17 protein-coding genes and 1 pseudogene are annotated in these 26,973 nt (G+C 63.5%); 5 read left to right on the top strand and 13 right to left on the bottom strand.

Features of this window, described 5'->3' with window-relative positions; all coding sequences use genetic code 11:
- Positions 1 to 23: 23 nt before the first annotated feature.
- From H180DRAFT_RS29450 to H180DRAFT_RS02405, 7 genes and pseudogenes are all read right to left on the bottom strand, one after another.
- Positions 24 to 2,204, bottom strand: a complete 2,181-nt coding sequence (locus H180DRAFT_RS29450) for a hypothetical protein (RefSeq protein WP_139151342.1) — start codon at positions 2,202 to 2,204, stop codon at positions 24 to 26.
- Positions 2,194 to 2,571 carry a hypothetical protein gene (locus H180DRAFT_RS02430; protein WP_055484234.1) on the bottom strand — a complete coding sequence of 126 codons (378 nt, stop codon included), beginning with the start codon at positions 2,569 to 2,571 and terminating at the stop codon, positions 2,194 to 2,196. Before H180DRAFT_RS02430 ends, H180DRAFT_RS29450 begins: the two co-directional genes overlap by 11 nt.
- Complete coding sequence (locus tag H180DRAFT_RS02425) at positions 2,568 to 4,025, bottom strand: PrsW family glutamic-type intramembrane protease (RefSeq protein WP_139151341.1); 1,458 nt, start codon at positions 4,023 to 4,025, stop codon at positions 2,568 to 2,570. The genes H180DRAFT_RS02430 and H180DRAFT_RS02425 overlap by 4 nt, the downstream gene beginning before the upstream one ends.
- 625 nt (positions 4,026 to 4,650) lie before the next feature.
- Complete coding sequence (locus H180DRAFT_RS02420) at positions 4,651 to 5,079, bottom strand: hypothetical protein (protein ID WP_139151340.1); 429 nt, start codon at positions 5,077 to 5,079, stop codon at positions 4,651 to 4,653.
- Positions 5,080 to 5,393: 314 nt separating this feature from the next.
- Positions 5,394 to 5,456, bottom strand: a pseudogene (locus tag H180DRAFT_RS30190) (IS630 family transposase); the annotation flags it as partial.
- Positions 5,440 to 5,562, bottom strand: coding sequence for a group II intron maturase-specific domain-containing protein (locus H180DRAFT_RS02410; RefSeq protein ID WP_254665853.1), 123 nt, complete (start codon positions 5,560 to 5,562; stop codon positions 5,440 to 5,442). The pseudogene H180DRAFT_RS30190 and the gene H180DRAFT_RS02410, both read right to left, overlap by 17 nt.
- Positions 5,563 to 6,170: 608 nt before the next feature.
- Positions 6,171 to 10,046: an nSTAND1 domain-containing NTPase gene (locus H180DRAFT_RS02405; protein WP_055484231.1), complete on the bottom strand. Its 3,876-nt coding sequence runs from the start codon at positions 10,044 to 10,046 to the stop codon at positions 6,171 to 6,173.
- 709 nt (positions 10,047 to 10,755) lie between these two features.
- On the opposite strand from H180DRAFT_RS02405, the gene H180DRAFT_RS02400 reads away from it, so the two are divergent.
- The gene (locus tag H180DRAFT_RS02400) at positions 10,756 to 11,367 is read left to right on the top strand and encodes a hypothetical protein (RefSeq protein WP_139151339.1); all 612 of its coding nucleotides are present in this window, start codon (positions 10,756 to 10,758) and stop codon (positions 11,365 to 11,367) included.
- 839 nt (positions 11,368 to 12,206) lie between these two features.
- Here the strand turns inward: H180DRAFT_RS02400 and H180DRAFT_RS02395 are convergent.
- The 4 genes from H180DRAFT_RS02395 to H180DRAFT_RS02375 all read right to left on the bottom strand — a co-directional run bounded on the left by H180DRAFT_RS02395 (position 12,207) and on the right by H180DRAFT_RS02375 (position 18,296).
- On the bottom strand, positions 12,207 to 15,125 hold the full coding sequence (locus H180DRAFT_RS02395) for an NACHT domain-containing protein (RefSeq protein WP_074466562.1): 2,919 nt from the start codon (positions 15,123 to 15,125) through the stop codon (positions 12,207 to 12,209).
- Positions 15,126 to 15,634: 509 nt separating this feature from the next.
- On the bottom strand, positions 15,635 to 16,027 hold the full coding sequence (locus H180DRAFT_RS30900) for a tyrosine-type recombinase/integrase (RefSeq protein ID WP_368073105.1): 393 nt from the start codon (positions 16,025 to 16,027) through the stop codon (positions 15,635 to 15,637).
- Between the two features lie 206 nt (positions 16,028 to 16,233).
- Positions 16,234 to 17,721 carry a UvrD-helicase domain-containing protein gene (locus H180DRAFT_RS02380; RefSeq protein WP_074466559.1) on the bottom strand — a complete coding sequence of 496 codons (1,488 nt, stop codon included), beginning with the start codon at positions 17,719 to 17,721 and terminating at the stop codon, positions 16,234 to 16,236.
- Between the two features lie 311 nt (positions 17,722 to 18,032).
- Positions 18,033 to 18,296 carry a helix-turn-helix transcriptional regulator gene (locus tag H180DRAFT_RS02375; protein ID WP_055484229.1) on the bottom strand — a complete coding sequence of 88 codons (264 nt, stop codon included), beginning with the start codon at positions 18,294 to 18,296 and terminating at the stop codon, positions 18,033 to 18,035.
- An 887-nt stretch (positions 18,297 to 19,183) separates the two neighbouring features.
- Here H180DRAFT_RS02375 and H180DRAFT_RS29445 point away from each other — a divergent pair.
- Positions 19,184 to 20,449 (top strand): competence protein CoiA family protein, encoded by a 1,266-nt coding sequence (locus H180DRAFT_RS29445; protein ID WP_074466605.1) that lies wholly within the window; start codon positions 19,184 to 19,186, stop codon positions 20,447 to 20,449.
- A gap of 54 nt (positions 20,450 to 20,503) precedes the next feature.
- On the opposite strand, the gene H180DRAFT_RS02365 is transcribed toward H180DRAFT_RS29445, so the two are convergent.
- On the bottom strand, positions 20,504 to 22,288 hold the full coding sequence (locus H180DRAFT_RS02365) for a hypothetical protein (protein WP_139151338.1): 1,785 nt from the start codon (positions 22,286 to 22,288) through the stop codon (positions 20,504 to 20,506).
- 582 nt (positions 22,289 to 22,870) lie between these two features.
- Here H180DRAFT_RS02365 and H180DRAFT_RS29440 point away from each other — a divergent pair.
- The gene (locus H180DRAFT_RS29440; protein ID WP_139151337.1) at positions 22,871 to 23,470 is read left to right on the top strand and encodes a hypothetical protein; all 600 of its coding nucleotides are present in this window, start codon (positions 22,871 to 22,873) and stop codon (positions 23,468 to 23,470) included.
- 181 nt (positions 23,471 to 23,651) lie between these two features.
- Here the strand turns inward: H180DRAFT_RS29440 and H180DRAFT_RS02360 are convergent, their stop codons facing one another.
- Positions 23,652 to 24,023 (bottom strand): helix-turn-helix domain-containing protein, encoded by a 372-nt coding sequence (locus H180DRAFT_RS02360; protein ID WP_254665824.1) that lies wholly within the window; start codon positions 24,021 to 24,023, stop codon positions 23,652 to 23,654.
- Here H180DRAFT_RS02360 and H180DRAFT_RS02355 point away from each other — a divergent pair.
- Both H180DRAFT_RS02355 and H180DRAFT_RS29435 read left to right on the top strand, forming a co-directional pair.
- Positions 24,003 to 24,983 carry a site-specific integrase gene (locus H180DRAFT_RS02355; RefSeq protein WP_055484486.1) on the top strand — a complete coding sequence of 327 codons (981 nt, stop codon included), beginning with the start codon at positions 24,003 to 24,005 and terminating at the stop codon, positions 24,981 to 24,983. The genes H180DRAFT_RS02360 and H180DRAFT_RS02355 overlap by 21 nt on opposite strands.
- 65 nt (positions 24,984 to 25,048) lie before the next feature.
- Complete coding sequence (locus tag H180DRAFT_RS29435) at positions 25,049 to 26,773, top strand: hypothetical protein (RefSeq protein WP_139151336.1); 1,725 nt, start codon at positions 25,049 to 25,051, stop codon at positions 26,771 to 26,773.
- The last annotated feature ends 200 nt before the right edge of the window (positions 26,774 to 26,973 follow it).

The raw sequence follows: 26,973 nt of genomic DNA, 5'->3' as shown, positions 1-26,973 counted from the left end.
CCGCCTTGCATCGCCAACTGCGCTCATCCGGAAGTCTTGCGTCGGAGCCCGGATGTGTCGCGGATGAGGAACAGCACGACGCCCATCGCCACCAGCACGATGGTGAACATGCCTGTGCGCCCGCTCAGGTATCCCTGGATGCTGTCCCATGTGCTGCCCTGGGATGGTGTTTGAACTGTGTCGCCAAGCCAGATCGACCCGTCTGATGCTCTCGCGGGCTGTTCGGTCGACTTCTGTATCGTCTGCGGCAGTTGTGGCAGCTGCCGGTTCATGTCCTCAGCGCTGACTTTTCTCGTGTTGAGTTGGCCGAAGTCGACACCGCCGGTCGTCGTCACGTAAGTGATGGTCGTGTTGCCGACCTTGGCCGTGCGCTTGTAGGTGAAACTCCCGTTGCGAATCGAGCGGAGATATGCGTCGTACACCTGCTGCGGCCGCCATGTTCCTCGCATCGTGGCGGGGCCCAGGTCACCTGAGTCGATCAGTTTGTCGAATGATGTGGTGTGGCCGCTGTTGTGGCGGTCGCGGATCCACTGCGCCACGACGCGGGCCAGAAATGCCTGTCGCAGTGGCGCGTACTCGGGGTCCGTGTTGACCGCTTTCGCGATTTTCGGCACCACCATTTTCTGTTCCAACCGCTCGTTGCGTGCCGTTTGCTGCGGGTCAGCATCGCATGAAAGCCCCTTCGCGGAGATGTCTTCTGCTTTGGCTTTCACGTCGAGCTTGGCTTTGAGGACGTAGAGTGAGTCACCGTCCTGTCGTACCTCCACGCGCCCGGGAATGATCCACATCCGTGAGGAATAGCAGGTTTCCCCCGATGAGCGGCTGAGCTTCTTCCAGTACTCCGCGCCGAGCGAGGTTTTGGGGTTCAACAGCTTTCCCGCTGTCTGCTTCATTCGCCAGTCTGCCTCGAGTAGTGCGCGACCGGCGTTGGTCCGGCCAAGTTCCGTATCGATGATGCGATTCGGCTCGTCCGGGTTGAGGTTGACCCAGAACTTGTTCGGGTTCAGCACCAGCCAGGTTCGCAGATCGGCCATGCTGCCGATCAGCGCACTGTGCCCCGTGCGGGAATCTTGTACGACTCCACGTTGGGCGGCCTGCGCAGAGAAGGCGTACTTCACGCCGGAGCCGGCGTCGTCCGACATGTATCGAAGCTGCAGACTGGATAAATCGACCCCGCCGTAGTTCTTTGACGTGAGTGCACTCTCCTGGCTACTATCTTCGCCCTCACCACAAGGTGCGGCCATCGGCACAGACGCAATGTTCAGCGACTGGGAATTATTCGAAGGCGGGCACGGCAACCCAAGCATTTTCTTGGGGTCGTCGGCCAGTTCCTTCTCCCATGTCACATCTTCTCGCTCCAGCCTCTTTGGGAGCCTCCCGACTATGCTGTTCGAGATCTTAGCCTGCTTCGATCCAGTCTTGTCGAATCTAGTGATGGCAAAATTGCGCTTGAAACTGTATCCATTTTTTGCAACATTGCCCCTACAGGCATTGCAAAAGGTTCGGGGGCCCGCTATTCCGGCTCCTGATTCTCCTTTGATCCTCCTAACCACCCCCTCAATGTTGTGGGCCTGAGCGCCAGGAAGTTCTCGGAGGGCATTTTTCACGCTCCGCGACATCCACTCGTCCATAGCATCTTCGGAGTGTTTACCCTTCCCGCGGCTTCCTGTTGCGATTCTCAGGAGCGTATTATTCCCGAACCCGTCCACTCCCCTCACTTTTAGCTGCTCGAAGAGGTCCCAGAGGAGGAAATTTTCGTTGTCCATCATGCCGACGCTCAGCGGATACTCCCATTTGGGATCAGAGCTAGGCGATTCGATCTCATCGGAGAGTTCGTGCAGGAACATGCGGGAGTTTTCCCGCACCCAGGCTGGCAGCACTGTGTCGGTTGCCATCCAGCCGAAGTCAAAGAATGCCACGGAGGTATTAGGCGGCGGATCGGGAAGCTCAAGATTCTTTTCTATGGCATACCACAACTCGCGACCCATCGGATCTCTGATGATCTTCCTGGCGATATCATCTAGCTCTTCCCCGTTCGGGTTATGACCTTTTCGCACCAGGAGAATGTGTTTCTTTTTCTTCTGTTTCTTATCAGGTGTAACGGAAGGCGACACCGCAGCTGCAAGTTCGCCCAGCAGGGATGGAGCAAAGACGATGAACAGCGCGGTGAACAGTGCGACCAGGCGCAGCGCTTTACGATGCATGATCCTGGCCGGATGTCGGGGTGATAATGCCTGTTGCGCTCAGATAGGTGGTAAGGGCAGGGCTCTGGCTCCTCTGGTCCGACGCAGAGGAGCCGGTCTGCCGCTCACCCTTTCTGAAGACGAGCAGGCCTGCGGTGGCCAGCGCGCCAAGAGCGAGGATGGCGACAGTGACTGCGCCGGCCGCGGAGGTGGAGGTCGAACAGGTCCTGTCGTCGTTCAGATCGTCGATAGTTATCGAGGGCTTGTAGCCGTAGCCGACGTCGCAGGCGGACGCCGCCTGCGGGGCCCAAAGCATGGTGCAGGCCGTCAAGACTGCGCTCGCGGCCAGCCGTCCGGCGATCCTTCGACCGCGGCCGTTGCGGCTCATGAGTTCACCGCCCGGTGCTCGTCCTTCATTCGCATGACGCGTGCTCTCAATTCGTCCCCCTCAGCCGCAGCTGCTGGATGGTTCTGTGCACGCCAGGCCGCTAGTTCCAACTGGGCGGACTGCAGTTGGTGCAGTGCCCGCGCCGTAGGGCGTCCGTACGCGCGCCAAGTGCTCACCAGCGCCCAGAACCGGAGTACGGGTGAGGCAAGGATCTTTGTCTCGGCTTGCGAGATGGCGGCAGACTCCGTGGCCTCTGCTGCGACCGCTTTCCGCAGCACGGGGGCACGAGAGCACAGCCCCGTCACCAAGAGACCGGCTGCCAGTGCCGTGAACGGCAGTTGCGGCAACAGCCAGAAGAATGGCGAGATCACCAGCGTGTCGAGCGTGCTTCCGATGTCCACGTGGTCTCGGGCCTGGCCGGCAAGCCAGCCTGATAGCGTCTCGGCTCCTGTCGACCCGCCGATTGCTGCTATCAGGCTCGCTGTGACAATGAATTTGCGTCGGCGGGCGCTTCGGGCTGCGGCCAGTCCGGCTCCGAGTAGCGCTCCGAACGTGACTTGTCCGCCGAGCAGGCCGATCGACTGACGAATCCAGTACTCGAAGCCGCCTGTGGGTCCGAGGAAGGTGCCTATGGAACCGTAGACCTTGATGATCAGGACGTTTTCCACGAAGTTGTAGCCGAGTCCGATCGCGGCACCGAGGACCAGGCCCGTCACCGAGTCAGTGATGCGATGGCGCAGGAGCGTCAGGAGCAGTACAACGCCGGCCCCGATGGAGAGCGCGTTGAAAACGCTCAGGTGCATGATCATAAATTCGATGGTGTGCGACAGGCCATTGTTGAAGCTGCCGAGTTGGGTTCCGGCCGCTGGACCTGTGTACCCCCACAGGGTGCCGAAGCCCAAACTGCTGTAGGCGCGGCTGAGCCCGAAGACGATCAAAGCGCCCCAGGCGAACGCGGCCAGCAGCGCCGACCACGACATTCGGGAAAACCGCACCGCCGCGCGTAGCAGGAGCAGCACGATGGCGGTGCTGGGCAGGCACAGCAGCGCTACCGGGAGGTACTGGATGACCACGGTCAGGGGGATCAATGCGAAGGGAAGCAGCAGGCATCCCAGGGTGATCCAGGTCAGCATGATCGCTCGCTGTGCGCTGTCGCTGCCACCGGCCCGGTTCTTCACTGCGGCGAAAATCTGGACCGCAGCTCCTGCCAAGATGCCCGCCAGTACTACCCAGAAGACAATCTCCGGCATGGCCAGGAATCGGCTCAGCGACCCGGAGGATCCGGGAAGTTTGTAAAAGATCGACAGAGGCGGCTCGTCGGGCAATAGGTGAGGTCGGGTCAGGTTGAGCAGCAACTCGACCAGGTAGACCCCGATCGCGATGCGTGCGATCAGCAATGCCCGCGCCCGAAGCAGCGGATCGTCTGGAATCGAAAGAGAACGCGGACCGGTCACGAGCCACCTCCGGGCAGATCTGGCAGGTCCGGCGCACTGGGTTGATCGGTGGGGATTGGGGGGAGGCTAGGAGCTTCCGTGGGCAGGTCGGTGGGCACATCGGGAACTGACGGCAAGGAGGTTGGCAGAGACGTCGGCAGGTCGGACGGTGTTGGCCTGCTGGGAACGCTCGCGTCATTGGCTCCCGTAAGAACCACGACCAGCGACGCTGCCAACAGCGCCGCGCCGAGCACCCCTCCAGCAGCAATAAGCCGGATCTGGGCGCGCGGCGGATCGGCCTCCACACGCGCGGTGTCATGGATACCCACCACTGGTCCCCCCTCCTGGTGAGGCGTCGGCTCTACAGGATCTTCAGCTCACTGAGCCTGCTGATGGCCAGTCAGCTGAGCGAGTACGGCATTGAGTTGGAATGGCATGGGTACATCTGCGTGGTCCCGTTGTGCTGCCACGTAGCGCAGCTCTCCCGCGACGAGTTGGGAGAAGTCAACGCTTCCGTCGGATACAGCACCCCACACACGTTCTGCTCAGGACCCTGCTCATGGGGCAGCGGATCTGGCCCGACTGCGGAAAGGAACACGAAAGCAGCACTGTGCATCTCGCGCTCATGGCGGCGGTCCTGTGCGGCCTAGGCATCGGCATCAGACCAGAAACAGGAGACGGAGAGGTGATCGCTCTTCTTCGCAACCTGCTTGCCGTCGCGCTCGATCGTGCACGTGAACGGCTCGCTCGGCGCCTCAAATCCCGGGATCACTCCGCTGAGGGTGAGCGGATCGTCACCTTTGACGATGACCTTCTTACGCCACGGCAATGACATCTTGGACTTCTCGACTTTTCCCTTGTCGCTTTGGTAGGCGATGTCGACCTTGCCGCGCCCGGTGATCTCGTAGACGACGGTGTGCTTTTTCTTGTACGGCGGAACCGTCTCGCCAGACCCTGGTTTCGCACCAGTCGAACCACACCCGGTGGCGAGTGTTAGCACCACCGGAAGTATCCAAAGACCACGCGCAAGCTTCCTTATCTGCATAAGCAGGGTTACGTTCTCTTGCCAACGCACATATATCTCCCCCAAGTTGTCTTGCTAAGTGGAGAGTCGAGATGATTCTCCGTGTGTGGAAGCAGGAACCCTGCACTGTCACGGCTCCATCGTCGGAACGCCCAACGGCGGCAGGCAACCGTCGCGGACGGTCTCGCACGAACTCGTACACCCGCAGACGTCGGCACCTCGCCCCGACCATGGGCTGCCCCCGCGGTCCCCCGCCGTGACACTGCGCGTTTCATCTACTGAGATTCAACGCGTTGTGTCCTCGGCAGTCAGCGGTTGATGGTCAGGCCGGTCTCGGCGAGGCAGCCGTCGATGAGCTCGGTCCGCTACTGGATGTGGCGTAAACCGCGGCGGATGCGCTGGATGAGGTGCTCAGGTGTGGTGAAAGACCCGCCACCAGACGAGATTGTCCAGCTTGCTCAAGACATGCTTCGCAACGGCATGCCTGAAGTAGTTGACCCAGCCTTGGGTGACCCGGATGAGGTTGATCAGCACCACGGCCAAGTCCTGTTCCGCTCGGTGATGTCGGTCAGCAACAGCCGGTTGGCGGCATCCTTTGCGAAGTCACGCTGGCCGGGACCGTCGTCCACGGGCCCAGGGTCTTTTGTCGTTCATTGGCCACTTCCTCCCGGGCACGGAGCACAGGCGCCGTCCCGGCAGATCCTCCACGTGGTCGGCTCGCTCATGCGCTCACAGGCCATCTGGGCTCACCGGCGAGGAACCGGTAGCCGAACTCAGGGGCATCGCGTGGGCGTCGAGTAGCGCGTTGGACCGGTAGCCCGGTGATCTCGGCGTGGTCAGGGTAGAGCCTCTTGAACGCAGGTTCGCCTGCGATGGATACGCACCGCGCGACGACTTCGTTCTCCTTCGCCAGCAGCCGGGCCCGCTTCTTCAACTCACGGTTCTCCGGCAACTCAGCCCACCAGACGCCCGGCTTCTCGTCGTCCTCGACCGCGGCCTGGAATATCCACTCGACAGCGTCATCTCATGGACCGGGGCGAATTGGGTGGCCGAGTCCCGGAAGCGGCCTGGTGCCTCGGCAGCAGACTTCGGAGCAGCTTCGACCTCGTTGAACTCGATGTCTCCGGCCCTGCCCGCACTCTTCAACAAGGTGGTTGGTAGCCGATGTCGGGCAGGTGCGTGCGCCACTCCTGCTTGCTTATGGATTCGCCGACAGTGGTGCATGTTCTCTTGATGAGCTTGTCCTCGTCGAGCGGCCACAATCGGATAACACCGGGAACGCTGGTGGCGGCCAGCAGTTCGCCGCCCGGGTGGAACGCGAGCGAGTTCATCTGTCCGATCCCTGGGCTGAAGGTGGCGTAACGGGTGGGATGGCGCGGGTCGCTGACATCGAATAGCCACACGGCGCCCTTGCTGTCGGTGGCGGCAAGCATCGTTCCGTCCGGGTGGAACGCCAGCTTCGGCACGGCGTTGACCGGCCCGGTGATGCGGCCCAGCAGGCGGGGGCGATTCGGGTCGCGGATGTCCCACAGGCGGATGACACCGTCGAGGCCGCCGGCGGCGAGTATCGTGCCGTCGGGGCTGAACTCGGCGAGATGGGCCTCGCTGTCGAAGGCATCGAGGACGGCGATCCGATTCACCTTGCTTCGATCGGATACGTCGTAGACGCTGACCTTGCCGTCGGCGCTGGCCACTGCAAGCAGGTCGCCCTGAGGTTGCCACCGAACGCCGAGCACCCTTGCCGTTGGCTCTTTCAGCTCGGTGATGAGTTGTGGATTCCGCGGGTCGCTGATGTCATGCAGCCGGACGGCTGTGTCGTCGCCGCCGGTGGCAACCAGCCGCCCGTTAGGGCTCAACGCCAGGCTTTGCACGAGGCCGTCGGTGTCGGCGGAGAACTCCGACAACCGGGTCGGCCTGCCGGGGCCGGCCAGATCGAACACCGCGGCCTTCCCCCCGACATAGCTGTGGACGAGCAGTGATCCGTCGGCACTGATGTCACCGTCACCGACTGACTGCTCGTCGCCATCGTCGGGTATGAGGTGATCAGGGTCCTGGCGGACACCGGCCTTTACATCGGACCATGCTGCGGCCGCATCCTCGGCGAACACGGCCAACTGGCCGGTGTCCGATGCGAAGGTAGTCCTCCACGCTCGCCCGGACATCCGCGCGGGAATGGCTGTTCGGGTATCCCAGCTCCACGCCGTGCCGTCTTCGGTGATCGTCATGGGGACGTTCCGGTTTCCGAAGCCTACCCAGCTGACGAAATTGGGGTGCGGAAGGTCGGTGACGGTGGTCCAGGATTGGGTGTCCCAGACCCGTACCACCGATTCGGAGCTGGCGGCGAGCAGAAGGGTTCCGTCCGGGCTGAAGGTTGCCCTGTTGACCCAGCTGTCGAATTGCGGATCGGCGATCTTGCGCTGCTTGGGTTTCGTGGGGTCGGTGATGTCCCAGACCGATACGCTGCGCCCGAGCGCGGTTCCTGCGGCCAGGATCCTGCCATTGGGGCTGAATGCCACAGTTTTCACTTGTCCCTTGCCCGCGGAGAGCTCGGCCAGCGGTTCCGGCCGTTTGCTCAGGTCCCACAGCTCGACCTTCGCGTCATCGTTGCCGACGGCGAGTACATCGCCGTCGGGCCCGTACGCAACGCTGTGCAGGTTTCCGGACATGGAGATGCGAGGAAGCTCCTTCGGCGCCGACGGTTCGCTGATGTCCCATCGGTAGACATCGTCGGCAGTGCCCACTGCAGCCAGCTCTTCGCCTCCGGGGGCGATCGCCAGGTCGTGTGTCCCCCGGGGTGCGGTTATCGCACCGAGACGGGTGGGCCGAGAGGGGTCGGTGATGTCCCACAGCGCGAGGCGATCCGTGCGTTCCTGCGTCACCAGCACCTTCCCGTCCGGTGACAGCGCGATCGGATCGGCAGGCCCCGTGTGAGGCCGGTGGGCGCGCAGCTTGACTCTGCCGACCGGCTCCAGCGATGACCCTGCGACCTTGTACAGCCGCACCACAGAGGTGCCGGCGTAGTGCGCCGCGAACAGCTTTGCCGAGTGGGACGTGGCTGCGACGGGGTAATCGTCCGCGGCGGGGCGGTGGCGGGTGGGGAAACCGCCGGCGGCGAGGTCCATCATGGCCGAGCGGGCCTCACTCGTCGGCGCAAGCCGATAGCCGGCGATCGCCAGCTGTACTGCCGCAGCCGGGTCGTCCGCGGCGAGCTGGCGGGCTGTCACCGCCATCTGCCGCGAGCGCGCTTCGTCGCGTGCGGTTGCGGCCTGCTGCTTCGAGACGGCGAACATTCCCGCGAACGCGGTGGTCAGCACGGCCAGTAGCGTCATGACGAAGGCGAGCCATCGGAGCCGGCGATACCGGGATCGCTGCGCTCGGATACTGGTCGTCACGAAGTCCCGCTCGGCGACGTTGAGGAGCACCTTGCCGGGCTCATCGTCGTCGAGCAACTTGCGCATCGCTTCCAACCGAGCACCCCGCGCAAGCTCGGCAGGGTCACGGTCGTGCGCCAGCCACGACTGCGTGCCGTCGGCCACGCGGTGATGGGCCCGTATGTGGTCCCGCGCTTCGTCGATCCACTGACGCAACCGTGGCCAGTGCACAAGCAACGCCTCGTGGCTGATCTCCACAGAATCGGTGTCGGCAGTAAGCAGCCGATGGGTGATAAAGCCGTCCAGCACCTCTGCCATGTCTTCCAGGTCGATATCCGGCCGAGCGGCAGTGACCTCATCGATGCTCAGCCTGCGGCGGGTATCCGCCGTGGTGTCGCTGACGTACACCAGGCTCAGCAGCAAGCGTCGTGCCAGCTGCCGCTGACGGTGGGAGAGCTGCTCGTAGGCCGTATCGGCAGTACGGGCGATCGCCGTGGTGACGCCTCCGGTGCGCGAATAGTGCTCGAGGGCAAGGGTTTTCGCGTCGGAGGACAGCGCGAAAGCCTCATGTAGAACGTGAGCAAGCAATGGCAATGCGCCCGGCTCATGAGCGGCGATGTGGTGGCGACCGGCTTCGCGCGGCGCGATCTCACCCAGAAGGCGCTCGACGACCGCGCTATCGACGTCCCTGCCGACAGCACGAGCGGGTCCCGTGATCACCTCGCGCAGTTCCTCCGCGTTCATCGGCGGTACCAGGAACTGCGCCTCGCGAAGTAAGCCGGCCAATTGCGGGAGATGCAAAGCGCGGTCGTAGAAGTCTGCCCGCAGTCCCAGCACGACTGCATGACGCCTGGGCACTTTTCCGCCTGCAGCGAGCCCCGTCAGCGAAGCGAGGAACCGGTCCCGGTCTTCCTCGTCGATGTGGGGTGCGAAGATCTCTTCGAGTTGGTCGACGACCACGAGCAGCCGCTGCGGAACGAGCTGCGAATCGAGCCGGCCGACGAGCGAACCGGTCTCGTCGTCCGGCCCGTCGACGAGCACGTCGGCCCCCTCGCTTGTCAGCGGCGCCAACGCGGAGACCAACTCGCGCATGGGCCTCTTCCCCGGAGTGAGCAGCGCTGGCGCCCAAGCATCGGACACGGCTGGGATAAGACCTGCGCACAGGAGAGATGACTTACCCGCACCAGAAGGGCCCACCACCACGACGGGTGCCCGCGCGGCCTGGTCGCCAGTAGCCATGGCGACCAACTCCGCGATCAGTGCCGCCCGGCCGTAGAAGAAGCGGTCATCACCGATGCCGTACGGACGCAACCCCGGGTAGGGGTTCGTCGCGACGCTGTCCGGTGCCTTGGCACGGCGCAACCGGTCAGCCGATAGCAGCCAATCCTCCTGCTCCTGCTCGGCGGTGATGCCGAGGGCATGGAGAAGGGCGCGGAACTGCTCGCCGACACCGGCTTGGGGCAGGTGCCTGCCGCGGCAGTAGCCGTTGATCGTGCTGAACCCGAGCCCGCTGGACGCGGATAACTGCCGCAGCGATATCCCGGTCCGCTGCTTCAACGATGTCAAAGCCGCCCCGAAGTCCGCTGCCGAGTCGAACAGGCCCGGTTCCGGGACCCGGTCACCAGACTCGTGCGTGTTCTCAAGCATGCGGCCTCCTCACCGTTCGAACAGAAACGGATCATTCGTACAGGACCAGGCATCGTCGCGATGGATGGGATGCGCGCCGAACTCTAGCCGGAACCCGTCGCGCACGGAGCTGGTGTACGAGTTCGTGCGAGACCACTCAGAACCGTTGCCCGCCACCCAGCGGCCTCCCGACGATGCCAGCGTCACAAGGACAGCACGCGACGATGCACACGCTGCCCGCCGCATGACTCTTGGGGGGACGATCGGGGATGCTTGACCACCGTGCGCAGGGTGACCACGAGCGAGTCGAGCACCTGCAGAGGGTCGCCTCCTCGCTTCTGATGCCTATTCGGGTTCAGATGCTGGGCCAGGGCACATTTCGGGCACGAGTGGACGCTGACAATGGCATGAGCCCGCGGGAGTTCCGCCGGCTCCATCACACCGGCAAACCCGACCTGGCAGGCCTGTCTCGGGTAGCAGGAGTGGAAAGATCGAATCTAGTGGCAGCATTTCCCCAGCTGAAACGTCGCAAGCCGTAGATACGGAGTCTGGCCTCTCTTGTGGTGGCATTCATCGTCTCGGTTCCCTTTCACTGGCCACTTCTGATCACCGCGGTCGTGGCGACGCGGTGGCGTCTGTGCCCTGCTCGGAGGCGAGTCGCGTGACACTCTTGCAGGCGGCTGCTGGAACTACCACAATCCGAACAGAACAAGAAAGGCTTGGCACGCAAATGAGATCAGAAGTGGTGAAAGGCTACGCCATCTTGGCAGTGATATTAAGCGTCATCGGCGGTCTCGTATACGGTGTGTGGTTGCTGGCGTTCGCCAAGAATGACCCGGTGCCAGCGAGGGATCCGATAAAGGAAGTAAGCGACCTCGGGATCATGTGCGACCGGACGGACCCGGAATTCTACGCTGATGCTGCCCCCTACCGTGGCGATGCCCCGCATCCAATTAGGGTTTTTGAGGATGGGTTCCACCCCACATCGCTCCTATGGGGGGATGGAGAAACAATTACACCGAAATTCCTCATTCCAGAGAAGCCCGAACAGGTGCAGCTCATAGCCTGCCTGAGTGAGCCCGACGAGGCGGAGCAGGTGGGAACTTGCTCCTTCGATGAACCAGAGGTGGAGGTATTCGACTTGTATCGCGGCGTGTATGACGTGACGGTCTACGAGGCGAAAACCGGAAAGACCGTGGCCGAACTAGAGGGGATAACGGGAGAGGACAACAATGGATGTCCACCCATCACGTCCTACAGAGAGGGAGACGAACCCGAATTCCATACTCCGATCGACAAGGATACTTTGCGTCAGAAGCTTAAGCCGTACGTGGAGGAATGAACCACTTCCGAGACTGGACAACACGCGCCCCGACACACACCATGCTTCAGGCCGATATCCCCAGCGACGGTTATCGCAGGGCTGAGCAGCCGACGAAGGCGAGAATCCAGCGTACTGCGCACGACTTCCGCTGATGTCTGTTTCTAGGTGATGGTGGGGCAGGACTGCTGGTCGTAGGGCTCGGTCGGCTACCGCTTCCTTTGAAGCTGCCGCCGTCGGCTTCGACGAGGATGGCCGAGCTTGATGAGGCTTTCAGATTGGCGCGGGTGCCTCGATGTTCTTCGGCAGCAGTTCGCGGTCGAGAGTTCGCAAACGTCGCGGACCCGCAGCGGTCTGGCCGGGCCTCGCTCGGTCGACACCATGATCGGTCGGGCACCTGACCCCAGAGGACTGATGAACGCTCAGTCTCGGCTGGCGTCCACTGCCACGGGTAGAGCCCGGTGAAGTCGGCCAGCCGCGGACAGATCGTGCCGCTCTCGTTCAGGAAGTGCGCCCGCCGCAGCCGAGCCCCACAGTCGAGCATCGCACGGAAACAGTCGACTCCGGATCCAACGGCCGTACAGTCGCCGCCAGTTCCATGTCCGAAGAGTCGGGCGACTCTGCGGCCTCGTGCTGGCCGGTGCTTGCGGTTGACCGACAGGGACTACGAGTCCATCCGGCCTCCTGCTCTGACCGACTCTGAGGCCGAACAGCCGCCAGCGACCGCTGCTCGTGGGCCGGTAGAGCGCCTCGCCGCCGGGCTGGATCCCACACGATGCGGGCAGGGAGTGGCGCGCACGTGGCGCTCGACCCGGTGACCGCGACCGACGTTCGCCCCTCCTGGACTGGGTTAGGTGGGTTCAGGACCGCGGCCGAGGATAGCGGGTGACAGAAGCGCCGCGGAGATCTTCAGCGCCATGAACGTCAATCGCACCGTTGATTTGAATCTTCAGGTCCGAATAGTCACGGAACGGAGTCAGGTCAACATGCCTATCCCCTTCAAAGCAGGAGAGTCTGAGCATTTTGAGATTCGAGAATCTGCTGGGCAGCAGTGTGAGGTCGCAATCATCTTTGTGATTGAGCGAGAGTTCCCTTACCTGTGGCATGGGGGGAAGATTTTTGAGGAGGGAATAGCCGTTCTTGAAATGCAGCAGAAGCTTTTTCAGGAATGGAAGTTCAGCCACCTCCTCGAATCCCCTAGTTGGACCCATTATGTTGAGATTTGTTATGTTGGCCCATCGGGTGATTCCGTAAAGCGTCAAGGAAGCGCAGGTCCTGGGGCCAAGCCACAGGGTCTTGAGGTCGCTGCGTATGGGGAGAGCGTCCACGTTCCCCGCTGGAAGATCCATGTGGAGATTCAAGTGCTCAAGTCCTGTAAGCCTGCCCAGGCCCTTGAGGCTTACTGAGTTGCAGTCCAGGAGAGATAGGTCGCTGATCATGCAGTCCGTGAGTGGGGAGAGATCTGTGACTGCTGGGCAGTTTAGAAGGGTGAGTCGCCATAGTCCTGGCAATTGCTTAAGGAATTCGAGGTTCTCCAAGCTCGGATTATCCTGAATGCTAAGGTGCTCGAGCCGCTCCGGGTCAAGGGGGGCAATCATGGAGGTATCCCGGAAGTGGCCTTGGTAGATGATCATTGGAGGTGTGTGCCATCCATGTAGCAATGCCCTCTGATCCTCTGAGGTCACGTGCACAAGAGGAAGATTGGGCACAGCTTGCAGAACCTCACGGGCGTAAGTCTCGGGGTCGAAACGGCCCCACGCATTCTGCAACTCCCACGGAACCTGTCCCTCAGTGCAGGTACGGAATCTCTTATGAACTTGCATCGCCGCATCGCCGCCAATAAGGGTCGCGGTGCGGACGACCATCTCCTTTTCATCGTCCTCGATGCTGCTGTCTGGTCCGGGTAGGAGGTCTAGGATGACGGGGCCGACGTCCGCGAGCGACTGGGCCTCCTCAAAGCTGCGTGGGGGCAGTAAGGCAGCTGCGCGAGTCCGAACTTCTTCACGCACCTCGGCATCGAGTTCAGTCGCGTACTCCAGGCAGGCGGTGGCCAGCAGGTGTAAGCGGGTGCGGTGACGGTTCGCGCGGTCCCCTCGGGAGATTAGACGGCGCAGCAACTTGGCGCGCTCTTCCGGCCGGGCATGGCCGACAGCCATGCGTAGCACATCTTCCCATTGGTCATCGTGAGCGTTGCGTACTAATAGCGGTAGATCGCGGGCTTCCAGGGCGGCTTTGGCGCCTAGATAGTCCTGAAAGGTGCGGTGGACGAAGTCGACTGTATCGGCGGCTGGTGTACGCAGCAGGCCGCTGCGCCCCAGCAGGTGGGTTAATACGTGAGTAGCACTGCCTTGGACAGCGATGACGGGCATGGCTGGCAGCGCTTCTTCGATTAGCGCGAGAGCCGTGTCGTGATCCATCTCGGCTTGGCCGTTTCGGATCAGCCAGTAGGCCAATCGCTGCAGCAATTGGATGCTTTGGTGCTCGGTGAGAGAAATTCCCTCTGGGGTTTCGATGTCACGCTCGCGGTCACGGCGGGTCAGTAGCATTGACAGTGCTGCTGCATACAACTCCATCCTGCCCTGTGGTAGATGCCCGCGTCGTTCGCGATGCAGCGCACACACCAGCGCGCACAGCAAGGGAGTTGTGGTCAGACGCGCCAAATCGCGCTGGGAGCGGACTGCGTCTGTGAGCGCCTCCTTCAAACGGGTCAAGTGCACACGTGCTTCCTCGCTGTCACTAACGCCGGCGGCCGTGTGCCAACGTGCAACGAAGACTGCGACGTCCCGCGCACTCATCGGACGCACCGAGAGTTCCGCGAAGTCGTTCTCCGCAAGCCACCCTTCATGAACTGCCGAGGGCCGCGTCGTCACCACGTAGCAAGAGTCGGGATAGGCAGCGAGCAGTTCACGGAGCCAGGACTTTGTAGTGCTTCTTTGGTCCTTAGGCACTTCATCCACGCCATCGATTAGGACCAGAGCTCGGCCGTTCGCAAGCAGGCGGTCGGCCCACCCGTTCGGTTGCGCCGTGTGCAGGGGACACCCGGTGGACGACAGATATTCGGTGGGAGAGGGCAGAGCGCCGCTGCGGCTGCGTACCAATGTGCGCAGCGGCAGCACAATCGGTATGCAGTTGCGTAAATGGGTCAAACTTGCAGGCAGCTTCCGGTCCGCAGTTGCGATCGCGAGCCACTGAAGAAGGGTGGTCTTACCGCTTCCAGCCAGCCCTCGGACCAATACCCGGCGTCGTCCTGCCAGAGCGTGCTCGGCACGCTCAACACGCAGTTCACTACCAGGCGGACCCACTTCCGCGGGGTCGGAACTGCTGACGAAGAAGCTGTCATCGGACGAAGCAAGATCAAGGCTCAGATAAGCAGCGTCCAACGGCCAACTTGCCTGCTCGGGACGCGACAGATCCAATCCGACCACTGACAGTTGCCCGTAGCGCCGCTTTACATACTCGCGATAGCGACCTTCGAAGTCATCATCCGCAGCAATGCTGGCTGCTGTGCCAAGTCCTGTGCCGCGTTCTGTCTCAGCTGATGTTGCCGCAGGCGGTAGGGCGCGCCGGCGAAGCTCGAGCAGTGGCTCGGCTTCAGCACCGAGTGCACGAGCCAAAGCAATCAGCGACGCCTCGCTGGGCAGAGCGCTTCCGTTCATCGCCTTGCTGACGGTGGTGTGTCCTAGGCCCGCCCGCCGTTCCAGCGCTGTCATCGAGATACGACGCTCGGCACGTAAGCGCCGTAACCGCTTCTTCAGCTCTTCCAGCGCTGATCGCTCCATGCTGGCCCTCCCGCCTAACCGCCCGTACCGACACGTTCGTTCTCATGCGGCCGAACGCCACCGTACGCGGAAGTCGCCACCGTGATGCACAGGAACGCATTGGTGACGAAGCGGAGGACATCCATGCCCCTCTCATCTACGTCTTTGCTGGTACTTGCTCTCGCCCTGCTCGGTGCGACAGTGCTAGCTATTCTGGCTGGTCTAAGCACTGCGCTGCTTGTCCGTTTGGATGGTGCGAGCCTCCCTGCCGCACTGCTACGTGCCGGTGCAGCGTTCGGAGCGACCCTCACCTTGCTCGTTGCCCTCCTTGCCTTGATAGTCAACGTGTGCACGTAGGGAACGGACCTCTGCACGTGCTCGTGGGCCCACTTGCAGGGCGCCGGCTGTCACAGGGCGAACCCGGCTCTTGGACGGCCACGGCTCGCGGATGTCTGGGAGCAGCCCCCTGTCCACGGCACCAGGTACCCCACAAGAGCCTGAGGGGCACCTGGTTCAACTGCCGTGGCTTGCTAGCCCGGTGACTCATCGTTGTCCGTGAGAGCCTGCGCGAACGTCTCCGCGACGTCTGCAATCTGGTCCTTGATCACGTGAGCGTAGACGCGCGACGTGATTGAGGAATCCCGATGACCCAGACGTACCGCGACGACGTGAACTGGCACCCCGGTCAGTGGCAGCATCGTGGCGTGTAGGTGCCGGAGGTCATGCAGTCTTGCTGTCGGAAGCGGGGGTGCCGGCTGCGTGCCGTCCTCACGGGAGCCTGGAGGAGCCCGGACTCGTCCAGCAACTGGTTTCCGGAGGTGATGAATGCGGGGTGAGCAGCGACGCTTACCGGAAACCCAGCAATTGAAGCCAGGTAAGGTGACGAACGGCCCCAGTAGTTGGAGACGTGCCACGCGGAGCATCGTGAACAGGGAACGATCGGTCGGCGATGTCGCAGTCACGGTCACGGGCGCCCTCCACGAACTCGGCGTCACCCGGACTCTGTTCGCCAGCGTGACGCCGAAGCGGCAGATCGGTGCCATGACCGAACACATGCGGCTGGCCAGCGACTGTACTCCCCGGGAAAAGCCGCCCCCTGAAAGGCAACAATTGCCGGAGGTTGGGCCTCTCAGCTCGTAGACGCCACTACGGCACGGCCTTGGGGGTGATCGTGGATCCAGGAAAGGCCTCCTAGGTCAAGGTGTTGGCGAGCTCGGGTGACGGCGACGTAGGAGAGGCGGGCTTCGCCGAGGTCGATCGGGCCAGGCAACGGATTTCCGTGCTCGTCCTGTTGGTTCTCGTCGTCCGGTGGTGGAGTGAAATCGTCAGCGATGCGGATCGACGGCCACTCCCGCCCCTTCGCCTTGTGAGCGGTGGAGATGGTGATCTGGGCGCGGTCCTCGTGAGTTAGCTCCTCAACGGCGGTGAGGATGGCATCGGTGCCGTGCTCATCGACGAGGTCCACCAGGGGGGCCAGGTCCCGGCCTGATGGGTCCTTGTCGGCGTAGTCCTGCAGCTCACCCCACGAGCGGAAGAGGATGAGCTCGGGGTGCGTTGTGCGGCGGCCGGATTTCAAATCCCGGGCCGCGACGGCGAGAGCTTGCAAGGCCCCTCCTCCGCCCGCGAGGGCGACGCGTCTGCCGGCCTCGAGATGGTGCAGGACTTCGATCATGGCACCGACGTTGGTGCGGCAGAGCACTGCGGCCGGCGATTCGGTGCTCGCGCTGACTGTGGTCTTGATGTCGGCGGTTCCGGTGAGGCGGATGGGTGCTTCGGCGAGGGCGAGCCATCGGTTGGCTTCGTCCGCCAGACGGGGTCCGAAGCGGAAGGAGCGTGAGAGGTGCAGTTGGGTGCCGTCGAAGCCTGTCATGACATCGCGGGCACCGCGCCAGCCGTAGATGGCCTGTGCTGAGTCTCCGACCATCACCAGTTGGGCGTGGTCGCGTTGGTCGTGGAGAACGTTCTCCAGAACAGGGTTGGTGTCCTGGGCTTCGTCGAGCAGGAGGAAGTCGGCAGGGATCCGGGGCCCGGTCAAGGCCCAGATCTTGAGGTAGTGGTCGTGTTCGAAGCGGACGATGCCTTCGTCGGTCTGCTGGAGGTCTTCCCAGGCCTTGCGGGCGTACGGCAACACCAGTTCAGCCAGCTCTGCTCGTTCTGCCGGCGCTTCGATGCCTCGCAGCGGCGGGACATGGCGAGTTGCCAGTTCGGCGTCGGAGGAGTGGCAGAAGCGAGTGACCGTCTGCAGCATGCTGTGGGAGAGAGCTCGCGTACTGACATCCCGCGTTCCGATGCGGGTGCCCTTGGTGATGCCCAGCTCTTGTCCGATCCGCCAACTTGCTGTTCTGGGCGCGTTCATGCGGGACAAGTACTTGTGGCCCACTGCTGCGAAGGCCATCGCGTGGGCGGTCTTGCACAGTACGTGACGAGGAAAGGTGCGAGCTGCTGCTGTGGCAATGGCTTTGTTGAAGGCGATGTAGCGGCCGTGGCTGGTAACGCTGTCGGCAAGCATCACCAGCGTGGTGGTCTTTCCGGTTCCCGCCCCTGCCTGTAGTGCAAGGTGTTGGCCGTTACGGAAGGCGTCTACAGCAGCAGACTGTTCGTCAGTGGGATCCAACATGCGGAGAGCTTCCAATCGAGACGGCAACAGGGTCGTACGTGGACCGACCGCTCGCCCCCGGAGACGGCGCGCAGGTATGGCCATTGCAGCGCGGCACCGCTCATCCTGGCTTGGCAGGAAGGGCGGTCGTGCATGGCGCGAAGGTGGCAGCCGCCACGCCCTCATAGTCGCGACTCTGCCGCTGTGTCCCTCTTATGCAGCACGGGAACCGCTCACCCGTTCCCTCAACCGAGCACATGTTCCCGCTCAGTCATCCCTTCAGGCAGAACTCTCCGCCTGGTCGCCACGGGAGACCGGGTCGACTCAGGCCGCTATTGCGCTGGCGGTACCGGGGGTTGGTGGTTGTCGCACAGGTGGGACAGAAGACCACCCACTGAAGCCCCCAAAGCGTGGGCCAGTGCGTGCCAGGTTCGCAGAGTCCCGACGGTGCGCCCCTGCTCGATCTCGATGACCGTGCGCCTGGCCAGGCCACTGCGCTCGGCAAGCTCGTCGTAGGTCCAGCCGCGCTCCGCCCGCAAACGCGAGAGCTCCAAGCGCATCGCTTCGAGGTCCGGCTCGGGCGGGAAGATCGTCACTCAGTAATCGGACGGTGCAGACCCCTGCCCTGTCAGTGCAGACATCTGCCCTATCTGACGGGGCTTCAACACGCCTCTGCGGAGGGCAGAGGTCTGCACTACAGTGCCGCCGCCTGCGGCTTTCGCAGCAAGCCCTGTCCGACGAAGGGAAGGTGACCGGTGACGGTCGCAGCGCCAGCCTCGGTGACGCCCCCACCCCGCGTGTGGACCGTCGAGGTTCTTCCGCACCATGGTTCAACCACACTGAAATGCACGAGCTGCGGCCCGCTCAGCCGTGCCACCGGGGTAGCGGGGGTGCGCCAGGAGTCACTGAGACACCTGGCGGAACACGCACGCGGCAGCTGGCTGCCTCCCCACCTCCGCACCTGTCGATGCAGGGAGGGTGGCTGCCGATGGCACACCCGCCATCGCGGTTGCGGAGGGGACATCGTGCTCGCCTTGAGCCAGGGCGCTCGGTTCTGGCGCCTTGCAGACGCCTGCCGCGAGTGTGCCAGGGCTACGACAGCCACAGCTCGCGTAGAAGAGCCGGGTACCAGCCAGCACTCGCCGCCGTCCGTTACGCCGGCGCGGATCCTGCCCTGGGACGCTGACGAGTTGGGTACGTGGTGGTCGACACCTGAAGGCGACCAGCCCACGGAGCCGGGATGAACAATGGCTGGGCAGTCGGCCCGATGCCACGCATCGCTGAAGGAAGACCGGTTGGAATTCCCACAGGCTCGATTGATCATTCCAGCCTTCCGGCTGGGTACGCATCGGCAATTGGATGACCTGACCGCAATGTTGATCTGGCGCCGGACGACGTTGAGGGGGCGATCAGCTGACTCAATTTCAACTTTGACTTGTTCACTGTCTATTGGCAGCAACACTTGGTCTCTATCGTCATATCCATGGCCAAAGGGGTCTTCCACACTGGATACGAGATTGAGATCAACCTGACGCGTCAGGATCTGGGTCACCCCGATCGACCCGACTTATTGCTAGAGATCACTCAGCCTGTCGATCAGCGCCCCAGGGACTTGCTGCAGTGTTTGAAGGACCGGGAGGGTCAGGGACGGTGCCAGTGCGCCCTCGCCGACAAGACACCTTGGATGTTCATTCGTCGGCAACGCGTCGGCGGGAAGGTCGTTTGGACCGCGGCTCATCTTCCAATCACGCACACCGCGACGCCGGTGGAGTCGGAGAAACACAAGGCGATGAAGGAACGCATCGCTCGCATTGCCTCCGTGCATGGCCTTGACGTCCAGACTGAAGCCCGCTCAGCAGATGGACGAGTCGTCACCGACGTGTTGGTGACCGGCGCCGGAGCGAGTGTGGGGTGGGAAGCACAGTATTCTCCCATCAGCGCCGGCACTGTCTGGCGGCGCTCCGCCCGGGCGAGAGAGAACCAGATCCGGCCGCTCTGGGTGACGGCAGACGACTCGTCCGCGGTGATTGACCGTGCTCCCTGGGCGCGGGTGGACAACGTTCCGTGGCAGCGCATCGCCTCGCCCTTGGCCATGATCATCCGCGGTGGGGTGCGGCATCTGCAGATATGGAAGTGCACGCCGGCGAGCGAGCGCCCCTGCCCACGAACTGGTCAAGCCTGCGGCAAGTGGCACTACGGCTGGTTTGTGCCAGCCCTCTGCCTGCCGCAGGAACGCGCCACGTCACTCGATGAGCTCATCGTGACCAGCGCCGACGGGGAACACGCAGCCCTGCGGGTACGTGACTCCGAAGACCCCAAGCGCATCTCCCATCTCTGGGCGCTCAAGAGTGATGCACACCGCTGGTACGAGCTCCATGGAAAGGCGAATACCGTCTCCGAGGCTGACCTCGACGACGAAGAACAGGTCACCTATACAGACGAGGAGCTCGATACCAGCTGTCGATATGGAGAGAGGGGCTTCTACACCAGCTCCCCACGTCCCCGACGAGGCACGAGCGCGGTCACCGGCTTATACACCTTGGACGCGGCACCCGATCGTCTACGTTTGCCCAGCCGTCCCGTCCAGCTGCGTCTCAGCGAACAACAGCGACGCACCATTGCGGCTGAACTTCGCTGCCCACCCTGGGAGGTTGGGCCATGCAGCCTGTGCGCGCAGCCGATTCACCGATACGGACCCAATAGCCCGCTCGTCTGCAATGCCTGCCGCACCTCGGCGTCCGCTTCCTGAGGAGGTCCTCCCTGAGCAGGCAGCGGCACCTACGCGCGCCGCCCAAGGCGGAGACTAATCGAGGCCGTGCACCATGCGGGCAGTGTCGTGGACTTCCAGCGCTCGTCGCCGGAGACCGACGGCGTAGTCAATTGCCTTCTGGCTGCCCCCTGTGAGGATCGCCGTGGACATTCCGAGCAGTTCAGCGCTGCTCAGACACGCGGCATCAAGAGTGAGTGCCAGCATCTCGGGTGAGATGTCACCGATGTGCGGCTGGCCGCTGCGCTGGCGGACCATGTGCAAGTACCCGATCGGCGTGCTGTGAGTGACCTGACTGAGCAGGGAGTACGCCACCACCAGCCAGCCAGGTTCCGGGTAGGGCGCACCCATGAGTCGCAGCATTGCCTCGATCCGCGGGAGCGGTTCGCGCCCCTTCGTGATCTCCTGTGGCCCCTGGATGACGTTCTCCGGCAGTTGCAGCAGCCGTGCAGCCACGGCCTGAGGCACTCCGTTGCTGACAAGCGCACCAAGGGTCTTTTTCTCCCGGGCGCGCCACTGGTCGAAGTATCGAGTACTGCGGGCGGTGAGCTCTTCATCGGAGGGTGGGCCATCGGCGGGATGGTGGGAGAGCCAGGTGAAGCGCGCTGCCTCTTCAAGGAGCATGCGCGCGGCGAAGGTCGCGGTGACTGCAGATGGGCCGTCATAGGTGGCCATCACGGTTTCAAAGGTGGAATACGTGCCGAGGTAGGCGAGGACATTCACCAGCTTGGGCTTGGTCTGGCTGTGGGGGTTGATGAACCAACTGTTGCGGTAACGGCTGTAGGCCTCGGTAGCCGCAATGACATCTTCTGCGGAGTTGATGTCAGGCAGCAGAGCCTCATGAGACAACAGTGCTTGTGGGCGCAGCCTTGCCTCTCTGGGCTGGACCTTGGTCCTACTCGTGCGGGGTGGCGTGGTGCGGGTGCTCCGCAAACCGTGGATGACGGTCGCGGCAGAGGCCACGTCGGTCGTCAGTCGCAGTGTGTCGGTGAGGAAGGCTTGCTGTTCGACCTCTTCCGGCCAGGAAGCCGGAGCAGCGATGCACACACCGAGCAGGGTGACGGTGACGCCGACGGCGGCAACGTGCAGGAAGAGTGCCTCGTGGTCAGGGCGCAAGTCAGCACCGGCTACCCCGTCACGGGTAAGACTGCTTTGCAGGCCAAGGAGGTTTCCGTGCCCGGCGTGCTCAAGGACCATCACCGCGCCCCGCAGTCCTGACAGGGTCAGCATGCTGCGCGCCGAGGCCAGCAGCTGTCCAGGAGATGTGCCGCTAGTCGTAGGTGGGCCTGCATGGGGCAGCTCGGGCTGGGCCAGGAACTGGTCGAGCAGGTCCGCCGCAGTGGGAACTGAGGGGGCACTCAGCCACGGCAGGGAAGCACCTGTCATGTCGCTGATCGCGTAGAAGGGGGCGAACCAGCGGGCCAAGATCGGGCAGGACGCGTCGCTATCTTCAAGACAGCTGAGTATCCGGTTGCGCTCGTCCAGCATGCTGCCCAGCAGCGAAGGCCGCCGCTCATCGGCTGCTTGGGCGATCCATTGCCAACGCAGACCGTCTTCTAACAGGCTGCGAGCCAGGGCGCCGACCACCGTGCCACCGAATCCTGCGCCGATCAGCGACTCGGCACAGGCATAGCGCTGCCGGGCCAGAGGAAAGGCCACCTCGGCCAGGAACTGGTCTGCCGGGCCGGCATGATGGAAGACCACAGGGAGTTCGTCGAGGTGCAAGCGCAACGCTCGTGTGGCAGCCCGGAGTTGCAGCGTTGGCTCGTCTGAGATCCGGCCGTCAGGGCGCGTCTCGTCGCCCGTAGTGCTGTAGGCCATGCGCTCCTCCATCACGTGGGACCCGCTGCTTCTCCCGGTGGACGCCGGTAGATGCAGTACTGGCTACTCAGTCATCCCAGGACAGTCGCACTGAACATCGAAGTTGGGTGGCGTAAGGCGACGTAATCACTACGGGACACGGCCCTCGTGCGCGATCGGTCGCAGAGGAGTGCACCGCGGCTGGATCCACCTATCTGGGTCGAAACAGATGATACTGGGCGTCTGCGCCTTGCTGCATGGGCGCGCATCAGCCCCCGCATCCGCGTGATTTTCGCTGGCAACTGGGCCGAAACGTAGTCGAGTTTTCGACTTCCGACGGCCGGGGCTCATGCCGCTCCGAGAGTTGCAGTGGGGAGCGTGTGACCACAAAGTGCCTGCTGAGGCCGCCGGGAACGGGAGATGACGATGGCACGATTCCATGGAGCCTGACCGTGGTTGATCCACAGCCCCTCGGCGCCTTTGGCTGACCCCAGACAGCCAACTGGCATGCGTAGTTGGCCGTTTGGGTGACTGGCATAGCTGGCGTTCTCTACGATGACTGGCGTCGCGTTGTCATGCCGACAGGGGTGCGGGAGGGTCTGGATGGTTTCCGGGCGCGTGGATGAGGCGGAAGCGGCGGAAGGTTTGCACACTGCGGTTCGCTTTTACACGAGAAAGGCAGAGCGGCTGCGCAAGCGTCAAGCTGAACTGCAGGCCCAACTGGAGGAACTGCAGGCAGAGCTGACGAAAGCCTCCACTGCACGAGATCAACTTGATGAGGCGCTACGCGAGATCGTCGGCAAGCCCACCTCTCTGTCGTCCACAGTGCGTGAGCAAGAAGCACCGGCTCCGGCCGCCGAAACAGCAGCCACCGAGACCCGCACCACGGCGCAGACCAAACGTGCAGCACCCTCCCGGCACCCGGGGCCTCGACAGCCAGCGGCCGTGAAGCCGGAAGACAAGCCGGTCGAACTGTGGCGTGAAGTACTGCAGGTTCTTGCAACCTCTGGGCGGCCGATGCGAGCGAAGGAGATCGCAGCAGCGCTGGGCCGTCCGACGAAGGGTAAGGCGGGGACGTCGGCGGTGGAGACGGTCCGTGCGACGTGCAAGCGGCAGGTCAAGCACGGCCGGGCAGTAGAAGAGCCAGCGGGAGTGTTCGAGATCGCTCGTGGCGATGAGGCCGTACTGAAAGGGGTCGCCTAGCGGAACGCCGAACAATGAACTCCGCCTCCCCGCAAATGCGGAGAGGCGGAGGCGGCGCCGATGAGTTGCACCTCAAGGCGCCTCACGCGGACCCATAGCTAACGGCTCGCGTACCCCCGAGGTTAGAGCAACACTGCTCGTCTCGGGGGTGCGTGGCCTGATTCGTCGTCCCTTCTGGTCCTCAGTCGGGACGGAAAGGCCTGTTTTGTCCTCGGAACATCTCGCCACTGGGCGGGTACAGCGGAGTACCCAGGGAATCTTCCAAGCGAACGAGTGTCGCGACGTCAGGCCAGCAGTTTCCGACGATCAAGTCGGCGATCGCTTGCCGATTGACACCGGAGCGCTCGGCGCAGCGACGAAGGCTCAGCCCCCGCTCTTCGATGACCCCACTGAGACTGCGGGCGATGTGTTGGATCACTGCCGCTGCGGGATCGGCAACATCAGCCCGCGGCCAGGCTTCAGGATTGCCGGCAAGGTCACGCGGCGGCCTTCTGCGGGCGAAACCTCCCACCACGTTGATGCACTCCTTTCCGTGAAGATCGGCTTCGACCACTTCACCGGCTGCTTGTCCAGCCAGTTCAGTTGGTCTGTGACGTTGAGCCCTGAGGTGTCCCGGCGAATCCGCGAGTACAGTCCCGATCTGCCCGGGCGCCAATGGCGGCCGGTCGCAGAACACGTCAGAGCGACAGTGGCTGCGGCTATCCCCGCAACGCCCTACCAGGCGGAGCACCTGATGCATGTGGTCGGTCGGTTGGCCGTGTGGGCGGACGGACGCGGCCTGCCCCGAGAGCCCGGCGTGTGGATGCGCTCCGAGACCATCGATGCGTTCGTGCTGGTGGGTTGCGCGGGAATGGACGGTTCCACGGTGCAGACGTACCGGTCCTGGCTTCGGCGCGTGCGCGAGGCACTCGTCTGGGTACAGCGCGGCGAGGCTCCGCCGGCCCGATTCTCCTCGCCTCGGCAACCGCAACCGCCCTACGACGAGGAACAGATCGCGGGCCTCAGGTTCTGGGCCGCGCAGCTGCCCGGCCAAGCATGCTGGGACGGGCTCGCTCTCATGGCTCTCGGTGCCGGCTGCGGGCTCGCTCCAGGTGAGATCGCCCGGGTACGCGGTAACGACATCCGCGTCACCGATCTCGGCCACGCGGTGATGGACAAGCGCATGCTGGGGCGGGTCGTTGCCTGTCGTGCGAGGTGGGAGACGGTCCTGGCAGAGGTGGCCGAGCGGGTAGAAGGGGACTACGTGTTCCGTCCCGGTCGCAAGGTGGATGCCGCGAAGAACCTGATCTCTTCGTGGCCTCGGCGGCACACACCCCCGAACGGCCTCCCGCCCTTGTCCGCGCGCCGGCTTCGCTCGACCTGGATCGTGAACCTGCTCGCGGAAGGTGTCAGTCCGACCGTTGTTGCCGACGCCGCCGGCATGACATCTCCTGCTGCCCTCAGCCCCTACCACCACTGGGTGCCGCCGCTAGCGAAAGGGGAAGTCTTCCGACTGCTGCGCGGACGTCGGTGAGGGCGCGGCCACCGCAGGACCAGGCTGCCGCACGTGCCCTGCGGCCTCGGCTTCGTCCGGGAAAAGTGACAGAAATTCCCGACTCCAAGGTCGGTCAGCTGCTGACGTTGCTGGACCGTTCCGGCGTGCCCGATCAGCTGGAGTCGCTGTTGCAGGGCCGTCCTGGGCCAGCGGGAATTCGACCGCGCACGGTCTTGGCCGGGCTGCTCTTGGCTGCGTACTACACGGGGCGTGCGACCGTGGCGGCAGCGTGGCGCATCCTTCACTTCAGTCTCCAGCGGCGGGCACGCGGGTGGCTCGGGATTCCGCACCAGTCCCCAGGAACCGCTCACGAGTGCATCGCATCCAGTCGACGCCTCTACCGGGCGCTGGATCGCATCACGACGGTGCTGGATCCGGCACGGCACGATCGACGTCGCCGACTGCCCAAGGAGATCGCCAGCGAATACGCGAAGGTCTGGAACTCGCCTGCGGGACGTCAGGCTGCGGCCTTGCTGCAGAGACTGGCGAACCAGCTCGTGCTTGCACCCGTCCGTCTCGCTCAAGCCCGCGGCCACCTTCGGGGGTGGCAGGGTGATGTCGGCGTAGACGCGACGCCTATCCCGGTTCTGGCCCATCCGGACAGCGGACGTAGCCACACCGCCTCTGTGGAGATCACCGCTGGCTGGCACTACAGCGCAGGATCGAGCGACGGCATCTTCGGATACAGCGCCACGCTGGTGGTAGCCGCGCACACGAAGCGCCCGGAGCAAGGCAAGAAGGCACTGCCGTACCCACAGCTGTGCCTCGGCCTCGCGCTGGACACCCCCACTGTCCGAACTGGCCAGAATGCGATCGCGGCGTTGACCCAGCTCGGCGACCTCGGCCTTCCGACAGGGACGTGCGCCGCAGATCGTGCCTATACGGGCTGTTCGCCTGGGAACTTTCAGGTCCCCGCCCGCCAACTCGGATACCGACTCGCCCTCGACTACAAGGCCAACGAACGTGGGGTTCAGGGAAGTTGGGAAGGAGCCCTGCTGGTCGACGGCTGCCTCGCTTGTCCTCACATGCCTACCGCGCTCGCGCAGGTCACAAGGGGCGCCAAAGATGGCACGGTCCGCAACCCGCCTCAAGAAATGAAAGCCGCGCTCGAAGAACGTGCGCCCTTCTACTTCAAGACCAAAGAGAGCCCTGACGCCCGCGGCACCATCCGATTGCAATGCCCGGCGCGCGGCCCCTCCCCCACTGTCAATTGCCTCCGCCATGACCGGCTCCGGCCAGACCGGACTGGCCCACCCACCACAGTGATCAACTTGCACGACGCCCGAGCCCGAGCGCGCCACCCAGCCGCTCTGCCTACAGTTCAACTGCCGGCATCCGAGTGGCACGAAGAAGCTGACAGGGAGCATCTCCCCCCGGCCTGTGTCCAATCCTCGATCAGCGTCCCCGCAGATGCCGCCGGTGACTGGCGCACTGCGAAGTACCGACAGGACAGCCAGTACCTGAGCGATACGTGGAAGCGCACCTACCAGCCGATCCGCTCTCACAACGAAGGCATCAACGGGCGTCTGAAAAGTGAAGAGTTGGATATCGGCAACCCAAAGCACCGCCCGGCACCTGGGCAGGTTGCGCAAACCCTGCTCACAGCCATCATGATCACTGTCGGCAACCTCGACATCCTGGATACCTGGCTCGAGGTGCGCACAGGATCCAACCTGGTCGACCTGGACTACGAGTCCATCCCGGCTCCCGTATCGACCCAGACCGAAGCCCCCGAGACGGCTATTAGACCTCCACCCCAGGGCGGCTGACCCACCGGCGGAACAACCCCACATCCAAGGCAGCTGGCCCCAAGCCCAGGGGCCAACTGGCATGCCCTGATAGGGGCGAACCCGCGCACCAGGGCACTTCCAGCACCGCACGCCCCACCCCACCACCCCGAACACGCATCGAACGGACCTCAAAAACGCAAGAATCCCGTCCGATCTCCATGATCGAACGGGATCTCGTC

This window comes from Streptomyces sp. WMMB 322 (genome assembly GCF_900090145.1).
Lineage (GTDB): Bacteria > Actinomycetota > Actinomycetes > Streptomycetales > Streptomycetaceae > Streptomyces.
The sequence above is the reverse complement of the archived record's forward strand: the minus strand, read 5'-3'. Positions and strand labels throughout refer to the sequence as shown.

Coding starts and splice junctions, on each gene's coding strand:
- H180DRAFT_RS29450 (WP_139151342.1), bottom strand. CDS start 2,204: ATGCATCGTAAAGCGCTGCGCCTGGTCGCACTGTTCACCGCGCTGTTC.
- H180DRAFT_RS02430 (WP_055484234.1), bottom strand. CDS start 2,571: ATGAGCCGCAACGGCCGCGGTCGAAGGATCGCCGGACGGCTGGCCGCG.
- H180DRAFT_RS02405 (WP_055484231.1), bottom strand. CDS start 10,046: ATGCTTGAGAACACGCACGAGTCTGGTGACCGGGTCCCGGAACCGGGC.
- H180DRAFT_RS02400 (WP_139151339.1), top strand. CDS start 10,756: ATGAGATCAGAAGTGGTGAAAGGCTACGCCATCTTGGCAGTGATATTA.
- H180DRAFT_RS02395 (WP_074466562.1), bottom strand. CDS start 15,125: ATGGAGCGATCAGCGCTGGAAGAGCTGAAGAAGCGGTTACGGCGCTTA.
- H180DRAFT_RS30900 (WP_368073105.1), bottom strand. CDS start 16,027: ATGCTCCGCGTGGCACGTCTCCAACTACTGGGGCCGTTCGTCACCTTA.
- H180DRAFT_RS02380 (WP_074466559.1), bottom strand. CDS start 17,721: ATGTTGGATCCCACTGACGAACAGTCTGCTGCTGTAGACGCCTTCCGT.
- H180DRAFT_RS29445 (WP_074466605.1), top strand. CDS start 19,184: ATGGCCAAAGGGGTCTTCCACACTGGATACGAGATTGAGATCAACCTG.
- H180DRAFT_RS02365 (WP_139151338.1), bottom strand. CDS start 22,288: ATGGCCTACAGCACTACGGGCGACGAGACGCGCCCTGACGGCCGGATC.
- H180DRAFT_RS29440 (WP_139151337.1), top strand. CDS start 22,871: ATGGTTTCCGGGCGCGTGGATGAGGCGGAAGCGGCGGAAGGTTTGCAC.